A 23,730-nucleotide genomic window follows, 5' to 3' on the forward strand; every position below is an offset into this window, starting at 1 on the left:
GGCGCTTACACAAGGGCATCCATGCCCTTGTATGTTTGCTCCACCAGACACATCCAGATGATCAGTTTATTTTCCAGATTGGTATCACATGGGTATAAAACTATTTTTAGTGGACTCTATCATTCTGGCTGAGCCGCCCGGTTTTCGCCAGTGATAAGTTTAAGACTTCAGGACAGGTTAACGTTTCATGAGATGACTCATTTTTTGTTGTTTGGAGATTTGCTCTGTTTTAAAGGTCAACACTATGTTTAATATTTGCCCTGACAGTGGTACATATTCAGGGTCTCGATTGAGTGCATCCGCTGTTGACAATCAACCTGGATTAGTTCAATTTTAAGCAGATTTCCTCTCATTACTTTTTGCTGAAAGCTATGTCTGATTTCCCTGACAACATCACGCAACATTTTTATACCATGGACGATCAGGTTCCTTTGACACTGAGAAGTACGTGCCGTAGTGTGCGGCCTTATAAAGCACACCGGCACGCGGAGTTGTCTGTCGGGGCGATTGTTGACGGGCAAACCTGTGTTCACTTCAATGATCGGTATGAAATACTGAATCCGGGTGATGTGGTGATTATTCCGCCGGAGGTCGTTCATGCCTGCAATCCGGTGGAAGGGAAACCCCGCAGTTATCATATGTTATATATCGATCCGGACTGGCTCTGTGCCCTGAATCATCTCTCCTCGCTTCATTTCGGTACTTCACTGACGGTGCTCAAATCTGCCGGGTTGTTCCGGCAATACCTGACGATTGTTGATACCATCACGCATCCGTCATTGACCGGGAAGATGCCTGAACGGGTACGGTCATTCTGTCAGTCAATGATTGCTTCGCTTTGCGACGATTCCGCGTCACCGGAAATGCAAGTCTCCGGGGAGGAGCCTGCACCGGAGACAAATGCATTTATCCGGCAGGTATTGATGACACAGATCTCTTCACCGCCGTCTCTGGATGAACTTTCAGGGAAGTTTCAATTGTGCCCCGAAACGATTATCCGCCGTTTTTCCCGTGACTACGGGATGACACCGAAAGCGTTCATCAATAACCTGCGGGTCGAAGAAGGAAAAAAATTACTGCGGGCGGGTTATTCCATCGCCGATACCGCATTAACACTCGGATTCAGTGATCAAAGCCATTTTCATAAAGCGTTTGTCCAGTATGCAGCAGCCACGCCGAATCAATATCGACAGATGATGTCAATTTTTGACAATAAATCATGATGTCCGCCGGGTATGCTCTTTGTTTTCATATTGAAGATAAGAGAGACGGTTATGTTGTCATCCCTGATTCCGCCGGCATTCCTGATGCTGGCGCTTGCCCATTTTATGGCGCTGCTTTCTCCCGGTCCGGATTTCTTTTTAATTACCGGTTATGCGGTTCGTTACCGGCTGGCGGGTAGTGCGTTGATCTGTTTTGGGATTGCCAGTGGTAATGCGGTTTATATTGCGCTGGTGATTGGCGGGTGGCAGGTTCTGAAGGAGAGTCATGTCCTGTTTTCGGCGATTCAGTGGGGTGGGGCGGCTTATCTGCTTTATATTGGATACCATTTACTGAAAAGCCGGGAGAGAGCGCTCAACTGGCACACGGCCAGTGAGGTTCGTGTTTCAAAAGGAAAGCAATTTTTTCTCGGTCTTGCCTCGGCGATACTGAACCCGAAGAATGCGTTGTTTTATATGAGTTTAATGACGGTGATTCTCGGCAGGCAGGTATCGGTTGAACAGCAGGTTTTTTGTGGGGTCTGGATGGTTTGTGTTGTGCTTGTCTGGGATTTGGCGGTGGCGTCTTTTCTTGGTCATTCACGGGTTCAGCATCTGCTCAGCCGGAAGATTCACCGGATTGAACAGATGGCAGGCGGTGTACTGTGTCTGATGGCCGTGTTCCTTTTCATCAGTGTCTGAACCGGTTATTGGTTTTGCATGATATGCCGGAGTAAGTCACTGTCGTGTAAAGCCCGCTTAATCAGTGCATAGCCGCCGATGGTATCCTGATGCTGGAATGTTGCGCGGTCGAGTGTCAGGTTGCCGGAGAAACTCGGTAGTGTCTGACGTTTGATCTGCTGCATCAATAAGGGAAACAGAACCGGACTGCTTTGGGCAATTTCACCGGAGAGCAGGATTTTTTCCGGATTAAACACATTGACCAGCATCCCGAGCACTTGTCCGAGATACTTCGCGGCTTGTTCCATCACGTGGTTTGCAACGGCATCACCTTGCGTTGCTGCATGGCAGATCGACTCAATCGTCAGATTTTGTGCCGTTAAACAGCTTGGGTGACCCCGTTCCAGTAATTCCCGGGTTTGTTCAATAATTGCCGGATTGGACACGACCGTTTCAAGGCAGCCAAAACTGCCACAGTGACACTGCTTGCCAAATGGATCGATTTGTACATGTCCAATTTCCCCGACCGGCCGGTGTTTTCCGAGCAGCAGTTGTCCGTCGGAGATAATCCCCGCGCCGACACCATTGTGTATACTGACCAGAATAAAGTCATCACACTGCTGTGCTGAACCCAGATAAAATTCCGACAGTGCCCGTGCTCTGATGTCGTTTCCTATATAGACCGGGAGTGAAAAATCCTTCAAAACTTCAGACAATTTCAGACCCGAGATACTGTGATTGGGAGAGTAATGAATAATGCCGGAAGCGGGATCAACCAGTCCGGCCATTGTGACCGCTATGGCTACAAAACGCTGTTGGGGGAAACGGTTTGTGATTTGCTGAATCTGATCGAGCAGGGTGTGAACAATCCCTTGTTTGTCGTGTTCTTCCAGTCTGGTTTGTTGTTCAAAATGGGTTTGGCCTGACAAATCCATCGCAGCACACTGAATCACGTCCCGTCCCAGCCGGCAGGACACAAAATAAAAACCAGTCTGGCGGGTTGTCAGTGAAATGGCCGGACGTCCGCCGGTAGAAGCTTGCTGGGCAACTTCACTAATTAAGTTGTGATCAAGCAGCTGACGGGTAATGTTGGTGACGCTGGCCGGGGCCAGTGCCGTTTGCTGTGCAATGCTGACCCGGGAAACCGGGCCATATAAATCAATCAACTGGTAGACCCGTGCGGCATTCACCAGTTTTAACTGTTCATGATTGGTGACCCGATCTTTGTGTTGTGTCATTCGCTTACATATGATGGTTTGTCCACTGGCCGTTAACGATCGTGTTAATGACCTGATAGTGTGGATCAGTGATGGTCAGATTAGCTACCATACCCGGCTGTATCGCCCCAATCAAGTGATCCATACCAATCGCGCGAGCCGGGTAAAGTGTTGCCATCCGGAATGCTTCTTCTTGTGGGATACCCGCCTGCTCAACCAGAAGTTTGATCCCTTCATTCATGGTGAGCGCTGAACCGCCAAGTGTCCCTTTTTCATCAATACATTTACCGTTTTCAAGGAATACCGGTGTGCCACAAAAATCAAACTGTGTCATCCCGCGGGGGGGCGTCGCTGCTGCTGTTGCATCCGTGACCAGACATAGCCTGTCAGCCATCAGTTTTTTTGCCATTTTGATGTTTGACCAGTGAACGTGATAACCATCGGCAATGATACCGGCGTATATATTGTTCCGGTCAAATACGGCGCCGACTACACCAGGGCTGCGTCCGTTTTCGATCGACGTCATGGCATTGAACAGGTGGGTTGCAAAAGTGATCCCTTGATCAAACCCGCTCATCGCCTCTTCATATGTGGCTGCCGAGTGCCCGAGACTGACGATAATCCCTGCTTCTGCTAACTTGCGGATATGCAGAGATTGATTGACTTCCGGTGCCAGTGTGACTTTTTTGACCCATTTTTCCTGTTGTACCAGCCATTCAATCATTTGATCACTGGGATGTCTGAGTTGATCTTCCGGATGGATGCCTTTACGGACCGGGTTAGTAAACGGACCTTCAAGATGCATCCCCAGCACCTGATACTGATGTTGAGTCATATAAGTCCGGGTTGCTCCGACAGCCTCATGAATGACTTCATCCGTATCGCTGATTAAGGTTGGCAGAAAGCTGGTTGTACCGGTTTGAAGATTGGTTTGATGCATATGTGCCAGCGTGTCTGCTGTGGGTGATGTATTGAACATGACGCCACCACAACCATTCAGCTGCAGGTCAATAAATCCAGCGGTCAGCCTGTTGCCTTTTAAATCAAATCGTTGAATATCATCCGGAAGTCCGGATTCTTTGATGAGTGCATGGATTTTTCCGTCATCAATGATGACGGCGGTATCTGTGAATTTCTGATAGCCGGTCAGAAGCTCACAATGATAAAGCGCGTACATTATTCTATTCCTTCAAATTGATGAATTTCTCCGGCCTCAAGCTGCTGAAAGTAACGGAGTGTTTTGACTTTCAGTTCCAGTGTTGCAGATTCATCACAAATCATAATGCTGCGGGGGTGAAGCTGCAGTGCAGAAACCGTCCATAAGTGATTCACACAACCCTCGACCCCCGCCTGAACTGCATTTGCTTTGTTGACGCCGGTGGCGAGAATTAAAATCTCTTTTGCATCCAGTAAAGTGCCCACACCAACAGTCAGGGCGAGCTCAGGAACTAAGCTGATGTCATTGTCAAAAAAGCGGGCATTCGCGATTCTGGTTTCTTGTGTCAGTGTTTTGATCCGTGTCCGTGAAGAAAGTGAAGAGGCCGGTTCATTAAAAGCAATATGACCATCACTGCCCACACCGCCGAGAAACAGATGAATGCCCCCGGATGTTTTGATTTTCTCTTCATAGGCAGCACATTCCGCTTCCAGATCTGCCGCTGTGCCATCAAGTATATTGATGTTTTTTGCAGGAATATCAACGTGTCTGAAGAAATTTTCAAACATGAAGAAATGGTAGCTTTGCGGATGAGTCGCCGGGATACCGACATATTCATCCATATTAAACGTGATGACATGTTGGAAACTGACCTTTCCCTGCTGATACAGCTCAATCAGGGCATGGTAGGTGGGCAGGGGAGTACTTCCGGTTGGAAGTCCTAAAACGAAAGGCCGTTCAGCGGTTGGCTGAAAATTGTTGATTTTGTTTGCAATGTAATGAGCGGCCCACAACCCGGTTTGTCTGGGGTTTTTCAGCGGTAATAATCTCATTCTCATTCTCCATGTAAAAAATATAACGAACCACTTATTTTATATTTTGAATAAACATAGGGATTACTGCAATGGGATTGTTCATTTTTTTTGCATTAAAGTTGTTTTTGTGACATAAATAATAACTCTTAGTTTAATGGATGAATTAAGATAACAACGAACGTACGAGTAATGTGACGGAGGATACAATGAACGTACTGGGATATCTGCAAAAGCTCGGTAAAGCGATCATGCTGCCGATTGCGATTTTGCCGGTTGCCGCGATTTTATTAAGATTAGGGCAGCCGGATATGTTGAATATTGCTTTTATGGCGCAGGCCGGGGGGGCGATATTTGGTCAGCTCCCCCTTCTGTTTGCCATAGGGATAGCGGTTGGTTTGTCAGAGGATGATGCGGGAGCTGCCGGTCTTGCCGGTGCCATTGGTTATCTGGTTCTTACAGAAGCCGCCAAAACGATTAATGCTGAGATTAATATGTCTTTCTTTGGCGGAATTATCGCCGGGGTTGTTGCCGGGCATATCTATAACCGCTTCCATCAAACCGCTTTGCCTGCTTATCTGGCTTTCTTTGGGGGTAAGCGGCTGGTGCCGATTATGACCGGTTTATCTACGCTGGTGCTTGCCGGGATTGCCGGTGTTGTCTGGCCGCCGGTTCAGAATGCAATTGATGCATTCGGTCATGCGGTTGCTAACGCGGGCGCTCTGGGGCAATTTGCTTATGGTACACTCAACCGGGCACTTATCCCGGTCGGACTCCATCACATTTTAAATTCAATTTTCTGGTTTGGTCTGGGTGATTGTACCAAGGTGACGTATGAAGTCGCGAATGCACTCAATAACGTCTGTCTGGCACCTGATGTGGCGAAATCGCTGATCGTTGGGGGCAGTGTCCCCGGTATTGATGGGTCAGTCATTCAGGAAGTTGCCGCTGAGGTGACACGGGGTGATCTGCACCGCTTCTTTGCAGGTGATCCGAATGCCGGGGTGTTCATGACCGGATTTTTCCCGATTATGATGTTTGGCCTGCCCGGTGCTGCGCTTGCGATGTATCTGGCCGCGCCAAAAGACCGCAGGGCTCAGGTGGGCGGCATTTTGTTTTCCGTTGCTTTAACTGCATTTCTGACCGGAGTGACAGAACCGCTGGAATTTATGTTCATGTTTCTGGCTCCCGTACTGTACATCATTCACGCTGTTTTGACCGGTATCTCTCTGGTGGTCACCAACGCTTTGGGTATTCTCGATGGATTTGGTTTCTCTGCCGGGTTGTTTGACTTTGTCATTAACTGGGGGCTGGCAACCAAACCCGGGCTGCTGATTGTGGTGGGCTTATGCTTCAGTGTGGTCTATTTCTGCATCTTCTATTTTGCAATTAAATGGTTTGATATTCCGACACCGGGCAGAGAAAGAGATGTACAAAATATGGGGCATCAGAAGGCAGCGGAAGATATGCAGTCACTGGCTGCTGAATACACCAAAGCTTTAGGTGGCCTTGAAAATCTGGCGCAAATTGATGCCTGTATTACCCGTCTCCGTCTGAAAGTACAGGACATGACGAAAGTGGATGAGTTACAGATTAAAGCGCTGGGTGCCAGTGGTATCGTGAAACTCAATCAACAGGATTTACAGGTGGTGCTGGGGCCTCAGGCTGAAGTTATTGCCGGTGTGATGAAAAAACAATCTGATTAACGCGATATCTGTACCATGTTGTTGGCTTCAGGGCGCCTTTTCAGGCGCCCTGATTCATTTGTGGTCACGGTAAAAATATAACCTAGTAAAAGTGTCGGGTATTTGTTACGGTGAGACAAAATATATCAGATATGGAAGTGGTTTATGTCTTTCTGGCAACAACTGAAAATCAGCCATCGTTATGCGCAATTCCCTCCATCTTTTTATACAAAAATTCAGCCGGAACCTTTAGAGCAGTGCCGTTGGGGGAGCTGGAATACATCGCTGGCCCGTTCACTGGGGCTTCCGGAAACCCCTGACGATACTTTGCTTGATGCGTTTTCCGGTGCCGATATTCCGCCTCAGTTTGATCCCCTGGCAATGAAGTATGCCGGACATCAGTTTGGTGTCTATAATCCGGATTTGGGAGATGGCAGAGGTTTATTACTCGGGGAAATCACTGATCAACAGGGCCGGTGTTTTGATATACATATCAAAGGCTCCGGCCGGACACCTTATTCAAGGATGGGTGATGGCCGGGCTGTATTACGGTCAACGATTCGTGAGTATCTGTGCAGCGAAGCGATTCATGCGCTTGGCGGGCCAACAACCCGTGCTTTGGGTCTGATCACCAGTGATTCACCGGTTTTCAGGGAACGGGCAGAAACCGGTGCGATGTTAATCCGGCTGACGGAAACCCATATTCGGTTTGGTCATTTCGAACACTTTTTTTACACCGGGCAATTGAGTGAGTTGCGTTTGCTGGCGGACAAAGTGATTGCGTGGCATTTTCCACAGGTCTCTGATCATGAAAATGCTTATCTGGGTATGTTTGAACAAATCATTGCTAAAACCGCAGAGATGATTGCTTTCTGGCAGGCTTATGGTTTTGCCCATGGTGTGATGAATACAGACAACATGTCTGTTCTTGGTCAAACATTTGATTATGGACCGTTTAGTTTTCTGGATGATTATGATCCGCATTTTATCTGTAATCACTCTGACTATCAGGGGCGTTACGCATTTGATATGCAACCGGGAATTGGGTTGTGGAATCTGACGGCTCTGGCGCACGCCTTGACGCCCCTTGTTGACAAGGCGGCATTAGAGCAGGCATTGGATCAATATGAAGCTCTGTTGAATCAGGCATACAGCCGGTTGATCCGCCGCAGACTCGGTTTGTATGGTCAGCTGGAGGATGACAGCGAATTGTGTCATGACATTCTGGGCTTATTGGCGGCAGAAAAAATTGATTATACGGTGTTTTTCCGTCATTTGTCCTCTCTGGACATCTCTTCTTCGGATACGGTGACCGGATTGTTTTCTGATCAGCTGGCGATTACTTCTTGGCTGACGAACTATCTGCGGCGTTGTGAAATGAATGCTGAAGACACCGGCAGTATCATTTCGGCTGCATCCCGGTGTGAGCAGATGAGGCAGGTGAATCCAAAGTTCATTTTACGGACTTATCTTGCTCAACAGGTGATTGATGCGGCTGAACAAGGCGATTTTTCTGCATTTCACCAACTGGCCGAAGTTTTAAAGTCACCTTTTGATGAGCACGCTGAGTTTGAAGATTATGCCAAACCACCACCGGATTGGGGAAAAGGCATGGTTTTAACTTGTTCTTCATAGTTTTTTAACATGTGAGTCATTATTGACTCATTTGTCAGATATTCATGGGTGGATATCCACCCATAATTTCCGGATTGGTTGATTTATGTTCAGTTCGTTTTCTCAACGATTTGTCGCTAAGTGATTGTTGTTGCTTTAATGTTATAAGTTTATTAATAGTCTGGCTTGTTTATTGCCTTATTCAAAGTCTGAAGTTCTTGGGTTTCGCGTTGTGGAACCGAAGTTCGTCAGACCTGACACGAATGCAAAGAATGTATTCTGTAAGAATAATAAGGAGAAAATAAAATGATTAAGCCTTTGACTCTGCTCACAACCTCCGTACTGGCGCTTACCGCGCTGAACGCGAATGCATCAAACGCCTGTGATCCGGGTGAGATCGTGATTAAATTCAGTCACGTCACCAATACCGATAAACATCCGAAAGGTATTGCAGCTTCATTGCTGGAAAAACGGGTCAATGCTGAAATGGATGGTAAAGCCTGTATGCAGGTTTTCCCGAATTCAACATTGTATGATGATAATAAAGTGCTTGAGGCACTCTTGAATGGTGATGTTCAGCTCGCTGCCCCTTCTTTGTCAAAATTTGAGAAATTCACCAAGAAATATCGTCTGTTTGATTTCCCTTTCCTGTTTGAAGACATTGCTGCTGTTGATCGTTTCCAGAACTCAGCTTCAGGCGAAAAGCTGAAGAATGCGATGAAGCGTCGCGGACTTCAGGGGCTGGCATTCTGGCACAATGGGATGAAACAACTGTCTGCCAACAAACCACTGCTGGAACCAAAAGATGCAAAAGGACTGAAATTCCGGGTCCAGGCTTCAGATGTGCTGGTCGCTCAGTTTGAGCAGCTGGGTGCGAATCCGCAGAAGATGTCATTCAAAGAAGTGTACGGCGGGCTGCAAACCAAAGTTATCGACGGACAGGAAAACACCTGGTCGAATATCTATGGCAAGAAGTTTTTCGAAGTTCAGGACGGGATTACTGAAACCAATCACGGTGTGCTGGATTATCTGGTCGTCACATCGACAAAATTCTGGAAAGGACTTCCCGACGATGTCCGGACTCAGTTTGCTCAGATCCTGAAAGAAGTGACACAGTTGCGTAATGCGGAATCAACGAAAGTCAATCTGGCGAACAAGCAGAACATTATTGATGCGGGTGGTGTGGTCCGTACTTTAACGCCTGAACAGCGTCAGGAGTGGGTTGATGCACTTCAGCCGGTCTGGAAGAAGTTTGAGAAAAATGTCGGCACAGACTTAATCGAAGCCGCCCTGAAATCCAATCAGTAATGATGTCGTTTTAACCGATGAATATAAGCACCCGTTTGCGGGTGCTTCCTGTTCAGCTTGATAAGAGTAACCAATGATGGGATGGACTTCTTTTGTGACAAAGGCCGGTAAATTCACTGATTTCATTGAAGAATTTCTGATTGCCTTCTTTCTTGGTGCAATGACGTTACTGACATTTGCTAACGTTATATTTCGCTATGTATTTAATGACAACATTCTCTGGGCACTGGAGCTGACAGTGTTTATGTTTGCCTGGATGGTGTTGGTTGGTGCCTCATATGGTGTGAAAAAGCATTTTCATATCGGGGTGGATGTCGTGATCAATCTGGCGCCACAGGGCATGAGAAAACTGTTCGCACTGATTGCAGTTTCCGGCTGTCTGGCATTTGCTGTCCTGCTTCTGATCGGTTCATGGAACTATTGGTATCCGTTTATTACAGAACGCGCCTGGTACGAAACGGATGATATTCCGATGCCTGACATGTTGCAGTTTTTATCCGTTTGGTTCAATGAAGGTGAAGCTTATGAAAAGCTGCCGCGTTTTATTCCGTATATGGCTCTGCCTTTGGGGATGGGACTACTAACGATTCGCTTTACACAGGCGGCATATCAGGTCGTCACCGGCAAGATGGATCGCTTAATTTCCGGTCATGAAGCGGAAGAAGATTTAGATGCTTTAAAAGCAGAGGTCATGCAGGAAGAGCAGGGACCGGCATCAAATAACCAGACTTCAGGCCGGAAGGAGTAATCATTATGGCAGTATTTTTTCTATTCTTAATGGTCATCGGTATGATGTTGTTTGGGGTACCGATCGCTGTTTCACTGGGTTTATCCAGTATTATCTTCTTGCTGTTGCATTCCGATGCTTCGCTTGCATCGGTAGCACAGACTTTATTCAATGCTTTTGCCGGTCATTACACATTATTAGCCATTCCGTTTTTTATTCTGGCTTCCAGTTTTATGTCAACCGGCGGTGTGGCGAAAAGAATTATCCGTTTTGCAATTGCTGTTGTTGGGTGGTTCCGAGGCGGTTTGGCAATGGCTTCTGTGATGGCCTGTATGATGTTTGCAGCGTTATCCGGTTCCTCTCCGGCGACAGTGGTCGCGATTGGCGGAATTGTGATTGCCGGTATGGTGAAAAATGGCTACTCGAGAGAGTTTGCCGCCGGGGTCATTTGTAATGCGGGTACACTGGGGATATTAATTCCACCTTCTATCGTGATGGTTGTTTATGCCGCAGCGACAGATGTCTCCGTCGGGCGTATGTTCCTGGGTGGTGTGATTCCCGGCATTCTGGCGGGTGTGATGTTGATGGTTGCGATTTATATTGCTGCACGGGTGAAAAAACTCCCCAAACAACCATTTGTTGGCTGGGGCGAGCTGCTTGCATCCGGGCGTGATGCCATCTGGGGATTATTCCTGATAGTGATTATTCTGGGTGGGATTTACGGTGGTATTTTCACGCCCACAGAAGCGGCCGCTGTGGCGGCGGTATACTCCTTCTTTATCGCTAATTTTATTTACAAAGACATGGGGCCGTTTGCAGATAAACAGAATCGTTTGCCTGCTGTCGTGAAAGTGTTCCAGACTTTTGTCCACCCGGATACCAAGAAAACATTGTGTGAAGCCGGCAAGCTGACAATTATGCTCCTGTTTATCATTGCCAATGCGCTGATTCTCAAGCATGTGCTTACCGAAGAACGCGTGCCACAGATGATTGCTGAGTCGATGTTATCTGCCGGACTCGGGCCGATTGCTTTTCTGATCGTGGTCAACCTGTTGTTACTGATTGGCGGGCAGTTTATGGAACCATCCGGATTGTTGATTATTGTCGCACCTCTGGTTTTCCCGATTGCAATTCAGCTTGGTATTGACCCGATTCATTTAGGTATCATGATGGTGGTGAACATGGAAATTGGAATGATTACACCACCGGTCGGACTCAATCTGTTTGTGACTGCCGGAGTTGCGCAGATGTCGATGATTCAGGTGGTCAAAGCTGCCTTGCCGTGGGTCGCCGTGATGTTCCTGTTCTTACTGATTGTCACTTATGTGCCAGCGGTTTCTACAGCGCTGCCAAACTGGCTGATGGGGCCGGAGATTATCACCAAATAATGATTTCAGGTGAGAGTGAGAGGCTGTGGCCTCTCACCGCTGTGCCTGAGGTTCATTATATTCTTTCATGTTCCTGGTGTACTGGCGGGTGGGTCTGCCGATACTACCATGATTGATATTGGCTTCCAGGAAACCCATTGTGACAGCGTATTCCAGATAGCGTCTGGCGGTTGTTTTACTGACACCAATTTGTTTACCCACAGAATCAGAAGTTTGGGGCTGATTATTCTCAAACTCACCCATCACACGCTGAAGGGTAATAGGATCGATGTTTTTCGGTAACTCATCAATGACTTTAGGGTCACGTCTGACGCCATAAACCCGGTTAATTTCTGACTGCTTAAACTTGGTTTTGGAAGAAATAGTCCGGTGGTAATCTCTGAAGCGATGCAACACATCATTAAATGAAGTCAGGGCCAGAGGTTTGATCAAATAATCAAAAGCACCAAGACGAATCCCTGAGGTGACAGTTTGTGCATCTGCGGCGGCTGTCATCATGATGACGTCAACATTTTGTGACTGCTCTGAACGCAATCGTCTCAGCCAGTCAATTCCTGAACCGTCAGGCAGATAATTGTCGAGGATAATCAGCTCTGGTCGCAGCGTGTTATGCATAAACCGGGCATCGGCTAAATTTGAGGCGATGCCAACCAGCTCATAGCAGGCATTTTTTTCTATGTATGCGCCAACCATTTGAGCAAGTTCTAATTTGTCTTCAACAACGAGTGTTCTGATTTTATTGCTCATGTTCTTCTCCTGACTTAGGGTCAACAGACCCTGGGTATAAACAGACTAAACACCGTACCGTGTGGGTCATTATCCTCGACCACTATTTCTCCCTGGGCTTTTTCGGTCAGGCTGTAAATCAAGGCGAGGCCAACGCCATGCATTGATCGGTTGATGTTCTTACTGGTGAATCCACTGACAAAAATGGAGTCCTTGTCCTCATCAGCGATACCGATGCCATTGTCGGAAACTTCAATGATTAATTCTTTACCTGCATCGGTGGCAAACAGCTCAATATTGCCTTTTCTGTCAGTTTTTGAGATGGCTTCGAAGGCATTATCCAGTAAGTTGCCAATGACTGCTGCAACTTCGTCAGCAGTGAGTAAGATTTTTTTTAAAGACAGGGCTGAACCATCCATAATGGTTAAGCTATATCCCAGTTCGTTTGCTTTACGTTTTTTACCCAAAATCAGAGCGGCTAACGTTGGGTGGAAGTCATTGGCCAGTCTGGAGATTTCTGTCTGTAGTCCGCTGTTTTCTTTATGGATGAATTCTCTGGCTTTCTGATAGAAGCCCATTTCCAGCATGCCGGAAACAACAGCCATATTGTTGGCATATTCATGAGTGACGACCCGGAGTGCATCACGTTCTTTTTCAGCTTGTCTGGCCATCAGTTGCAACATTGCTGAGGTATCCCGGCGGCGAAAACTAATAACATAACCGATCAGTTTATCTTCATCCTTCATCATGGTTCTGGACGCCAGAAAGGTTTCACCATTCACATTAATCGTGGTTTCCCCCAAGGGCTCCTCGGTCTGAGGCATGAAGAAATCATAGGGATAGCAGGTCTGGCTGATATGGGTGCCAAATAATTTATGATTCGGCCACTCAATACCCAGCAGATCAACGGCCTGACGATTAATAATCATGATGATACCGTGAGGATCAACGGCAATCATGCCCTCAGCGACACTGTTCAGAATGCCTTTTCTCAGCTGATAAGCCCGGGCGATTTGTTCCGGTGTCATCCCTGACAACTGTCGTTGAATGTAATTGCTGAAAATACTGGAGCCATAAAGCATGAGTATCAGCATCACCAGTGTCGCCACAATCGCCTGCTCAATATAATGAGTGACCATGATCTGGACATGGGATTCCCAGAAACCAACAGTCACGACACCAATGACCTCACCGGCGGCATAAACCGGAACCCGGCTTTTAATGGCTAAGCCGGTCAGACCCCGTTGTATTTCGGTGATGGTTTCACCATGCAGTGCTTTCTGAAATCCGGGATTGTGAGTAAAGCCACCTTCATTGTCTTCTTCGGTGTGAAACAGGCGCTTTCCGGTTGTGGATGCAATAACAATCAGATCAACATCGAAATTTTTCTGGCCACGTAAAACTTGATCAAACGCCTGTGTATCCTGATTTTTAACTGCCTTTTGAATCGTTGGGTTATTGGCGATGAAAGAAGCCAGATTACGCGTTTCATGAAATTTATCGTTTGTGATGACTTTTTCAATGGCTAGAATTGTGGTCACAATAAAAAAGAGTGCGATGATGAATGCAATAACCGACTGAATTAAAAAAATACGTCCTCTGAACTCCATCTTCTCTCTTGACTGCCTTTTTTGTTGAAACCTGCATTAAAAACATTTCGATGACTACCGAGCATATCAAACAGAAATAATGAGGCAATAGATTTTGAGTTTAAAACATTAATTTTATTCAAAACATTGAACCTCTATCATAAATTGATATATATCAATTTATATTTTTTCCTGTAGCTTTTTGGGTATTTTTTTGTTTATAAATAAAACCTAATTAATATTTATTTTGTGACAGGTTGCATGTTTTTATTAATCTCAATCAGATAAATGCTCACGACTTAAAAATTAAATTTTCTTACTTTATTACTTAAATGAAATTAATGTTCTAAAGATTACTTTATTTATCGTTTATACAGATAATAACTACTATACCCAAGCAACCTGAATCATCCATCTTCAGATTGCTTGGTATAGTTACAGGCGTGTTGGCCGCCAGGAAAGAATAAAGATATGTTGAATAGCTGACGCTGAAATATATGAATGATGTATATCATAGAGAGAAGATACCTAAATACACTATTCAATATGAGTTTAATCTTAATGATTAATATATTTCATTTTTCTGCTTATTAATCTTTGTTCTTTTGATAGAAGATATATTTATGTTGGCCGAATACCCAAAGATTAAAAATAAATATTTTTTATTTATTACCTTTAGCTGAAACAATAATTGAGAGTAAATACAATGAAGTTTGAGATTTTGAAGTTTCTTTCAAATCCCTATACCTTGATATTTTTGGTGCTGACAATTGGCTCCCGTATTGAAAATATTAAAATAGGGAAATTTAAACTGGGTATTTCGGGCAACCTGTTTACCGGTTTGTTTTTTGGTTGGGCTGTGCTGAATTTACTGGAAGGTGTCAGTCCGGATGGTCAGTATTATGCCGGTGTTCAGAAAATCCTTCATCACGGGTTGGTTCCGCATAACGTGGCTCATTTCTTCCTTTACCTTTTCATTGCTGCTGTAGGTCTTGCATCTGCAAAGGACCTTGGAAAAGTATTGAAGAAATATGGAGCAAAATTTGTTTTGTTGTCCGTTATTCTGACGGCCACGGGTGGCTTGTCAGTTTATGTGCTGCGGGACAATATCGGTGATGGTCTGTATGAAATGTCAGGGGTTTATACGGCTGCTCTGACCAGTTCTCCGGGTGTCGCTGCGGCACTGGAAACGACTGAAGATTCATCTTATGCCGTGGTCGATGATTTTGCGAATTTGTCAAATGAAACCAAAGATAAAATTCTGAAGGTGATTGATCCATCTCATCAGTTGACTCACTTCAACACGACAGAGCTGACCAAAGCCCAGAAAGATATCTTTGTGCATGAAGCGGTTGCAAGTACCGGTGCTGCAAACGCAATTGGTTTTCCGTTTGGCGTCATTATGGTGATTTTGGCCATGAGCTTCCTGCCGAAGTTATTCCGGATTGACTTAGAAAAAGAGCAGGCTGCGTTTAAGGTTGAGCTTGAATCCATGAAAGAGGACGAAGCCACGCAGAAACCGATTGGAAAATTCAATTTAATTGCTTATGCATTCTGTATTTTCTCTGGCTTAATGCTCGGTTCTGTTCAGGTTTACTTAGGGCCCATTGGGTATTTCAGCCTTGGCTCAACCGGTGGCATTTTGGTTACCTCTCTTATTTTAGGTCATATCGGACAAATTGCCGGTCAGAACTTCCGGATGGATCCGGCGACACTGAACGTCTTCAAAAAGTTTGGACTGGGTGCATTCGTGGGCATTATTGGCCTGACTTACGGTAACAAAGTGATTGCCGCCTTGTTCAGCAGCACGGGTCTTTATATTGCGATGTTGTCTGTACTGGTTGCATTTATTTGCATGGTTGTTGGTTTCATTGTCGGTAAATACGTCTTCAAAATTAACTGGGTCATGCTGTCTGGTGCTATTTGTGGCGGTATGACTTCCACACCAGGTCTGGGTGCTGCAATTGAGGCGGTCGAATCTGAAGAAGCCGGTGCCGGATACGCTGCGACTTATCCTTTCGCGTTGGTTTGTATGGTGCTCTTCACCATTGTTATGAATCACTTACCTATTTAATCCCTTCTCCAGGAACTCTCAGGCTACCCCAGTAGCCTGTTTGGCTCGCTTCTGAATAACGAGGTCATCATGAAAACAAATTCTGTTTCAAAAACAAACTGCATGATTCTGCGTGCAGGTACAAGTAAAGGTGTTTTCTTCTCAGAAAAAAATATGCCATCGAACCGGGATGACTGGACGCCTTTTCTGCTTGAAGTGATGGGTAGTCCTGATAAGCGACAGATTGACGGTCTGGGTGGTGCAAATTCGCTCACCAGTAAAGTGGCCATTGTTGGTCCGTCCGGGCAGGATGGGATTGATGTGAACTATACCTTCGCTCAGGTCAGTATTGATACCAATACTGTCGCGTTTGACAGTAACTGCGGCAATATATCTTCCGGTGTCGGGCCTTTTGCGATTGCGACAGGGATGGTGGAAGCTCAGGAGCCGGTCACAAGAGTGATGATTAACAACACAAACAGCAACAGACTGATTGAAGCTGAAGTTCAGGTGGAAGATGGTGAGTTGGTTGTTGATGGTGATTGTGAGATTCCGGGCGTTCCGGGAACGGGTGCCAAACTGGATTTAAGCTTCTATGAGTCTCAGGGCGCTTCTACCGGGAAATTATTACCCACCGGTGAAGCGAGACAGACAATTCAAACCTCTGCCGGAGAGATAGAAATCTCAATTGTTGATTCTGCAGCGCCTCTGGTTTACATGCGGGCAAAAGATCTGGGACTCACCGGCAAAGAGCTTCATACCGATTTCACAGAAAAAGATCTGACTTTAATCGAAGAAATTCGCTCGATTGCCTGTGAATTGTGCGGTTTTGCCTCCCGCGAGGATGCAACACGTTTATCGCCTGCTGTACCAAAAGCGACTGTAATTGCTGCACCTCAGGACTATACCGATATGTCCGGCCGGGTTCAGCCAGCAGAGAAGATGGATTTATTGATCCGGATGATGTCGATGCAAAAACCACATCAGGCACTGGCGATTACCGGGGCAGTTTGTACGGCGAATGCAGCCAGAGTACCAGGAAGCCTGGTGAGTGAGATTGTCACCTCTGAGAGTGATGAAGTTTTCCTCGGGCATCCGGGAGGTGTGATGCGGGCTGCTATTAAAGCGGATGGAGAGCATATCAGTGCGATCACCGTGGAGCGGACTGCACGGATTCTGATCGCTGGACAAGTCTTTACTAAAACCCGGTTTGCATAAATATCCGGATGCATGCTGAGGCCATCTGGATGTAACACTTCCGGCAATTGTACTGAAAACCGGTCATTGCCGGAACCATAAGAAAGTGAGAGCAATATGAATGAATTCATTGCCGAATATGAAAAACAGGCACAAGAAAGATCGGACATAGGGGTGAACCCACAGGCGATGACGGCGGCCCAGACTCAGGCTGCGTTTGAACTCTTGTTGAATGAACATTTGTTGAGTAAAACAAATGCCGATGAGAGTCGCTTGTTAACACTGATTACTTATTTCACGCCTGCGGGTGTAGATGATGCAGCGAAGGTAAAGTCTGATTACTTAACGAAAATCGCCAATGGTGAACAGACATGTCACGCAATCAGTCCGGAAAAGGCCGTTGAACTGCTTGGTACAATGCAGGGTGGCTATAATGTGATGAGCCTGATCGATTTGCTGGAACATCCACAGCTGGCTGAAGCGGCTGCCAGTGCCCTGAAAATGACGATTATGGTTTATGATGCATTTGATGCGGTCAAAGAGAAAGCAGATGCCGGAAATACCCGTGCGGCAGCGGTTTTACAATCGTGGGCTGATGCTGAATGGTTTTTGTCCCGTCCGGCGGTGGCAGAGTCTATTCCGCTGACAGTTTTTAAAGTGACTGGTGAAACAAATACCGATGACCTGTCTCCTGCACAGGATGCATGGTCCCGTCCGGATATTCCGTTGCATGCTCAGGCGATGCTGAAAATGCCCCGTGATGGTATTGAACCTGATGAGCCAGGAAAAAAAGGTCCGGTTCAGTTGATCGAATCCCTTAAAGCCAAAGGACTGCCGTTAGCTTATGTTGGCGATGTTGTCGGTACTGGATCATCCCGGAAGTCGGCAACAAACTCCGTATTATGGTATATGGGACAGGACATTCCATTTGTACCGAATAAGCGTTTTGGTGGCCTCTGTCTGGCTGGAAAAATTGCGCCTATCTTCTTTAATACCATGGAAGATTCAGGTGCATTACCGATAGAAAATATAGATGTGACAGCGATGAATATGGGCGACGAGATCGAAGTTCGTCCTTATGAAGGCGTTATCCGGAATCTGAATACCGGAGAAGTCCTCAGTCAGTTTTCACTGAAAACAGAAGTGTTGCTGGATGAAGTCCGTGCTGGTGGCCGGATTCCATTCATCATTGGCCGTAAACTGACGGCGAAAGCACGTCAGGCGTTGAATTTACCTGAATCAGAAGTCTTCCGTGCGAATGCGGTGACCGAAGCGAAAACCGGTGGTTTTACGCTGGCTCAGAAAATTGTGGGTAAAGCCTGTGGTACGGATGGTATCCGTCCGGGGCAGTACTGTGAGCCGAAAATTTCAACGGTTGGTTCTCAGGATACAACGGGTGCCATGACCCGGGATGAAATTAAAGATCTGGCTTGTCTGAAATACAGCGCCGGGCTGGTGATGCAGTCTTTCTGTCATACTTCGGCTTATCCGCGCAAAATTGACAGTCTTTTACATGCCACTCTGCCTGAATTTTATGAGAGCCGGGAAGGGATTGCACTCCGTCCGGGTGATGGTGTGATTCATTCCTGGTTAAACCGGATGTTGGTTCCTGACACTGTGGGGACCGGTGGTGACAGTCATACCCGTTTTCCGGTCGGTATTTCATTCCCCGCTGGCTCTGGCCTGGTTGCTTTCTCGGCAGCGACCGGCACCATGCCACTGGATATGCCAGAGTCTGTTCTGGTTCGCTTTAAAGGGGAGATGAATCCGGGGATTACACTGCGTGATTTAGTGCATGCGATTCCGTATTACGCGATTCAGCAAGGGTTACTAACCGTTGAGAAGCAAGGGAAGAAAAATATCTTCTCTGGCCGGATTCTGGAAATTCAGGGACTGCAAGGGCTGAGTGTTGATCAGGCATTTGAGCTGGCTGATGCGTCAGCGGAACGTTCTGCGGCTGCCTGTACGATTGCACTGGCTCAGGATACAGTCATTCAGCATACTCAATCGAATGTGACTTTACTCCAGTGGATGATTTCTCAGGGCTATGGTCATGCTGAGACATTACAACGCCGGGTTGATACGATGAACTCATGGCTGGCAAATCCTGAATTGCTGGTGGCTGATGACGACGCTGAATATGCTGCTGTCATTGAGATCGATCTGGCAGAAATTCACGAGCCTATCTTATGTTGTCCAAATGATCCGGATGATGTCCGGTTATTGTCTGAAGAGGCGAATACACCGGTTGATGAGTGTTTCATCGGTTCTTGTATGACGAATATTGGTCACTTCCGGGCTTCTGCAGAATTATTGAAAGCCTGTGATGGTCCGACACAATCAAAATTGTGGATCGCACCGCCAACCCGGATGGATCAAGCTCAGCTGAAAGAGGAAGGTGTATATAACCGGTTTGCACTTACGGGAGCCCGGACTGAGCAACCCGGATGCTCTTTGTGTATGGGAAATCAGGCCCGGGTGACTGAGAATTGTACGGCAGTGTCGACATCAACCCGTAATTTCCCGAACCGCTTGGGTCAGGGCGCAAAAGTTTATCTGGCTTCTGCGGAACTGGCAACGATCACTGCCATCAAAGGTGCTTTACCGACGAAAGATGAGTATCTGCAAGCGATGCAGGCCTTGTCAGACGGAGCCGGTGATATCTATTCATATTTACAGTTTGACCAGATGGAAGCTTATGAAAAACCACTTTACCGGGTGATTCATCAGCAAGCTGTTTAGTCGCTGCTTTCTTATATTCAGGTGGCCGGCAATTTGTCTGGTTGCCTGAATTTATTTTTTATACGCCATGTTGTACTTTTTCATTCTTGGGATGAAACAGCGCCGGGAGTTCCGGTGCTGTCTTTTTTCATTCATTGCTTTCGATCAGGCCATCATTCCGTCATTCATGTTTGTAATTGTCTTTATCCAGCTGATATTTTTGCATCTTATCGTATAAAGTTTTGCGGGGAATTTTGAGAGTATCCATCGTGTCTTTGATGCTGCCGCCACATTCAATCAATGCCTGTTCAATGACTGATTTCTCAAACTCTGCGACCTGTTCAGATAATCCTGATGGCACGACAGAACCAGGAGTGGTATCCAGTCCTGGCTGAATCAGCTTACCCAGTAATACATATCTTTCGGCTGAGTTTCTTAATTCCCGGACATTTCCCGGCCAGTCATGGCTGAGTAATTGCTGCAAATCCTGCTTGGAAATAGAGTTAGCTGCTTTCCCGTAGCGTGCAGCCGCGACCAGCAGAAAATGGTGAAACAGAGCCGGAACATCTTCTTTACGTTCCCTGAGTGGCGGAATATCCAGAGTGACAATATTGAGCCGGTAGTAAAGATCCTGCCGGAAGGTCCCCTGAAGAGAGGCTTCATTCAGATCCGTTTTCGTTGCCGCAATCACCCGGATATCAAGTGGAATTAACTCATTCGAGCCGACCCGTTCGATGACGCGCTCCTGCAGGACGCGTAACAGCCGAATCTGTGCCGGCATCGGCATTGATTCAATTTCATCAAGGAATAAGGTGCCGCCCTGCGCATGTTCAAACTTACCAATACGCTGACTTTCAGCTCCGGTAAAAGCGCCTTTTTCATGGCCATACAGTTCACTTTCAATCAGGTGCTCCGGGACTGCACCACAGTTAACTGCAACAAAATTATGTTCCCTGCGTGAACTGAGTTCATGAAGTGAGCGGGCAATGAGTTCTTTTCCAGTGCCGGTTTCACCAAACAGCAGAATATCTGCACTGGTATCTGCCACCTGGCCGATCGTCTCTTTCAGGTTCTTCATCCCCTGAGTTTCACCAATGATTCGGGGACCAAGGACCTGACTGGTTTTCAGGGTTCTTTTCAGTTGCTGGTTTTCCAGTGTCAGGCGACGTTTATCGATGGCCCGGAAAACAGTTTCTGTCAGTCTTTCCGGCGAAAAAGGTTTTTCAATAAAATCATAGGCGCCATCGTGCATCGCCTGAACTGCCATGGAAATATCACCATGACCGGTGATCAGGATGACGGGAATATCCGGGTCATGCCGGCGGATAGAATGGAGCAGGTTTTGTCCGCTGAGTCCGGGAAGACAGATATCGGTGACAATGACCAAAGGATATTCATCTTCTTTAGCAGCAAGCAAAGCACTTTCTGCACAATCGAAAAAACGAGCCTTGATATCAGCCAGTTCAAAGCTTTGTTCAATGGCAATGCGGATATCCGGCTCATCATCAATAAAAAAAACATCACACATACGATTTCCTACGGGGTTGCTTCTGTCACCGGAGCGGGGACTGTCGGTAAAATAACCGTAAAGCGCGCTCCGCCAAAAGGCGACTGCGCCGCTTCAATATGACCATTCATATTCTGAATAATTTGCTGGGAAATTGACAGCCCCAGTCCAAGCCCGTTTTTTCTGGTGGTATAAAAAGGATCAAATAACCGGTTCAAGTTCAGTTCATCCAGACCATCGCCATTATCATCAATATGAAGATAGAGTTGCTCATGGTAAGTCGCAACAGCAATATGGATCTGTTTCTCTGCCTGATTCTCCAGCGCCTGTATCGCATTAGTCAATAAATTCAGCAGCACCTGTTCCAGCTGAATCGGATTCACATTGAGCCATATAGGTGTTTCCGGTAAATTTAATTCCAGATGGATCTGATGAGCTTTCAGCTGCGATTGGATCAGCTCTTTCGTGGAGAGAATGATCGGGAAAATTTGTGCAACGACCAATTCATCATTATCCGTTTTTTTGGCAAAAGAGCGCAGCTGGGTGCTGATTTTGGCCATTCTTTCGGTCAGAGAAGCAATTCTGGCGAGATTTTCGTCTGCACGTTCAGTTTTTCCGCTGGAGATAAATCGTCGTCCATTGTCTGCAAAGCTGCGGATGGCCGCCAGAGGATTATTCAGTTCATGGCTGATACTTGCGGACATTTGACCCAATACGGCTAATTTTGCTGCCTGAATCAATTCGTTCTGTGTCTGAATTAACTGTTGCTCTGTTTTTTTTCTCTCTTCAATTTCGGTATTGAGCTTCGCGGTTCTTTCCATGACCTGAAACTCAAGTTTTTGTTTTGCTTCATACTGAATCTGATCAAACTGTTTTTGTCTGGATTTTCGGTGCAGAATCAGTAGTCCGGACAAATAAAGAATAGTAAAAAGCATGATGGTGATCACAATAAACCCGAAACTGTTCCAGAAAATTGAGATTTTCGGTGAAATAACCCGGATTGTCAGGGGAATATTATCCAGATGACGGCTGGTGACCAGATAATCTCCGCTTATCCATATGCGGGATGGATCAAACCATTCGGTTGTTGTTGCTTTAAAGTCACCGGTAAGATTTAACGATTTGATAGGCTTATCCAGATACTGCTTTGATTGATGCAGCTTTAGCTGGGCACGCAGTGTTAGTGGTGTGACACTTTTAAACAGCCACTCTGATTTGCTGGACATAAAAATAATTTGATTCGGGTCTGTCGCAATGAAATAGCTGGTTTTATCTTCCCAGTGCTCTTCAATGGCCGAAAGATCCATTTTCACTACAACAACACCAAGAATATCAGCTGCATATACAATCGGATAAGAATAATAATAGCCGCGCTTTCCGGAAGTTGACCCCAGTGCGTAATAGTGGCTTTCATTTCCCTGTATGGCCTGTTGAAAGTAAGGACGCCAGCCGAAATTTCTGCCGACAAAAGAAAGCTCCTGATTCCAGTTACTTGCAGCGATGGTGTTACCCTTTCTATCCAATAAGTATGTATCTGATGCCCGGATCAGTTTGCTGACTTCTTCCAGATAACGGTTGGTTAAATCTTTCTGGGCAGGATTATCCGCGTTCTGTAATGCCTTGATGAGCCGTTGATCTTTAGAAAGTAAGCGGGGGATATGAGCGAATTTATCCAGTTTCGTCAAAATATAGCTGGCATATTGTTCAATTTGAGAACGTTGCTCAGTCAGCTGGTTTTGATAGCCAGTCTTCCAGACCCAGTGAGCCCCAAAACTTGTGAGCACAACAAACAGGGTAAACAACGGCAGATGAATTCGGAGGAAATTTGACGACATGATACTCATTTTCAGATGGAACCGGACGATGACTTCAATTTTATGGTGCAAATCACTGTAACAATAAGGCACGTTGTGTGAAATTCAGAGCAAGATCTCTTTTTGGATACTTAACATAAAAAAAGTCATTATAACCTTGAAATTTATTATTTAGCCCCAATTCACTTTTGCTATGGAAGAATGAGTCCGGATAATTTTGTTATCTTTGCTAGAAAAATGTGCAGCAAGGCACTTCAGCGTCCAGATAAACTCGACAGTTGTATTTCTGATCGTTAGAATGTCGCGTCTGAAAAAATTGTCCTGAGTTTGACGGGA

At 46.2% G+C, this 23,730-nt stretch carries 17 protein-coding genes; 10 read left to right on the forward strand and 7 right to left on the reverse strand.

From position 1 onward, the window contains the following. The first annotated feature begins 371 nt into the window (after positions 1-371). Positions 372-1,223 (forward strand): AraC family transcriptional regulator, encoded by an 852-nt coding sequence (locus OCV29_RS06855; RefSeq protein ID WP_073605544.1) that lies wholly within the window; start codon positions 372-374, stop codon positions 1,221-1,223. A 51-nt stretch (positions 1,224-1,274) separates the two neighbouring features. Next, a complete protein-coding gene (locus tag OCV29_RS06860) occupies positions 1,275-1,901 on the forward strand; it encodes a LysE family translocator (RefSeq protein ID WP_073605543.1) in 627 nt (208 codons plus the stop codon). A 5-nt stretch (positions 1,902-1,906) separates the two neighbouring features. Here the strand turns inward: OCV29_RS06860 and OCV29_RS06865 are convergent, their stop codons facing one another. Genes OCV29_RS06865 through nagB form a run of 3 tightly spaced genes read right to left on the reverse strand, consistent with a single transcriptional unit; the run spans position 1,907 to position 5,086 of the window. Next, positions 1,907-3,118 carry an ROK family protein gene (locus tag OCV29_RS06865; protein WP_073602723.1) on the reverse strand — a complete coding sequence of 404 codons (1,212 nt, stop codon included), beginning with the start codon at positions 3,116-3,118 and terminating at the stop codon, positions 1,907-1,909. A gap of 4 nt (positions 3,119-3,122) precedes the next feature. Then, positions 3,123-4,274 carry an N-acetylglucosamine-6-phosphate deacetylase gene (gene nagA, locus OCV29_RS06870; RefSeq protein WP_073602724.1) on the reverse strand — a complete coding sequence of 384 codons (1,152 nt, stop codon included), beginning with the start codon at positions 4,272-4,274 and terminating at the stop codon, positions 3,123-3,125. Beyond that, complete coding sequence (gene nagB / locus OCV29_RS06875; protein ID WP_073602725.1) at positions 4,274-5,086, reverse strand: glucosamine-6-phosphate deaminase; 813 nt, start codon at positions 5,084-5,086, stop codon at positions 4,274-4,276. Before nagB ends, nagA begins: the two co-directional genes overlap by 1 nt. A 188-nt stretch (positions 5,087-5,274) precedes the next feature. Here nagB and nagE point away from each other — a divergent pair, with 188 nt between their 5' ends. The 5 genes from nagE to OCV29_RS06900 all read left to right on the forward strand — a co-directional run bounded on the left by nagE (position 5,275) and on the right by OCV29_RS06900 (position 11,787). Continuing rightward, on the forward strand, positions 5,275-6,771 hold the full coding sequence (nagE, locus tag OCV29_RS06880; RefSeq protein ID WP_073602726.1) for an N-acetylglucosamine-specific PTS transporter subunit IIBC: 1,497 nt from the start codon (positions 5,275-5,277) through the stop codon (positions 6,769-6,771). Between the two features lie 144 nt (positions 6,772-6,915). Further along, positions 6,916-8,385 carry a protein adenylyltransferase SelO gene (locus OCV29_RS06885; protein ID WP_073602727.1) on the forward strand — a complete coding sequence of 490 codons (1,470 nt, stop codon included), beginning with the start codon at positions 6,916-6,918 and terminating at the stop codon, positions 8,383-8,385. Between the two features lie 285 nt (positions 8,386-8,670). Continuing rightward, entirely contained in the window at positions 8,671-9,672 is a 1,002-nt protein-coding gene (locus tag OCV29_RS06890; RefSeq protein WP_073602728.1) for a TRAP transporter substrate-binding protein, read from the forward strand. A gap of 73 nt (positions 9,673-9,745) precedes the next feature. Continuing rightward, entirely contained in the window at positions 9,746-10,420 is a 675-nt protein-coding gene (locus OCV29_RS06895; RefSeq protein WP_139281525.1) for a TRAP transporter small permease, read from the forward strand. 5 nt (positions 10,421-10,425) lie between these two features. Further along, entirely contained in the window at positions 10,426-11,787 is a 1,362-nt protein-coding gene (locus OCV29_RS06900; protein WP_073602729.1) for a TRAP transporter large permease, read from the forward strand. A gap of 33 nt (positions 11,788-11,820) precedes the next feature. On the opposite strand, the gene OCV29_RS06905 is transcribed toward OCV29_RS06900, so the two are convergent. Further along, on the reverse strand, positions 11,821-12,534 hold the full coding sequence (locus tag OCV29_RS06905; protein ID WP_073602730.1) for a response regulator: 714 nt from the start codon (positions 12,532-12,534) through the stop codon (positions 11,821-11,823). Positions 12,535-12,554: 20 nt separating this feature from the next. Then, positions 12,555-14,123, reverse strand: a complete 1,569-nt coding sequence (locus OCV29_RS06910; protein ID WP_073602731.1) for an ATP-binding protein — start codon at positions 14,121-14,123, stop codon at positions 12,555-12,557. Between the two features lie 685 nt (positions 14,124-14,808). Between OCV29_RS06910 and OCV29_RS06915 the strand changes: the two genes are divergently transcribed. The 3 genes from OCV29_RS06915 (at position 14,809) to OCV29_RS06925 (ending at position 20,094) form a co-directional block, all read left to right on the forward strand. After that, positions 14,809-16,176, forward strand: a complete 1,368-nt coding sequence (locus OCV29_RS06915) for an aspartate-alanine antiporter-like transporter (protein WP_073602732.1) — start codon at positions 14,809-14,811, stop codon at positions 16,174-16,176. Between the two features lie 69 nt (positions 16,177-16,245). Then, on the forward strand, positions 16,246-17,373 hold the full coding sequence (locus OCV29_RS06920; protein ID WP_073602733.1) for a 2-methylaconitate cis-trans isomerase PrpF family protein: 1,128 nt from the start codon (positions 16,246-16,248) through the stop codon (positions 17,371-17,373). Between the two features lie 96 nt (positions 17,374-17,469). Continuing rightward, positions 17,470-20,094 carry a bifunctional aconitate hydratase 2/2-methylisocitrate dehydratase gene (locus OCV29_RS06925; RefSeq protein ID WP_073602734.1) on the forward strand — a complete coding sequence of 875 codons (2,625 nt, stop codon included), beginning with the start codon at positions 17,470-17,472 and terminating at the stop codon, positions 20,092-20,094. Between the two features lie 160 nt (positions 20,095-20,254). Here the strand turns inward: OCV29_RS06925 and OCV29_RS06930 are convergent, their stop codons facing one another. Both OCV29_RS06930 and OCV29_RS06935 read right to left on the reverse strand, forming a co-directional pair. Next, entirely contained in the window at positions 20,255-21,601 is a 1,347-nt protein-coding gene (locus OCV29_RS06930; protein ID WP_261887379.1) for a sigma-54-dependent transcriptional regulator, read from the reverse strand. 8 nt (positions 21,602-21,609) lie between these two features. Continuing rightward, complete coding sequence (locus tag OCV29_RS06935) at positions 21,610-23,415, reverse strand: sensor histidine kinase (RefSeq protein ID WP_073602736.1); 1,806 nt, start codon at positions 23,413-23,415, stop codon at positions 21,610-21,612. Positions 23,416-23,730 lie beyond the last annotated feature (315 nt).

Source organism: Vibrio aerogenes (assembly GCF_024346755.1).
Taxonomy (GTDB): Bacteria; Pseudomonadota; Gammaproteobacteria; order Enterobacterales; family Vibrionaceae; genus Vibrio; species Vibrio aerogenes.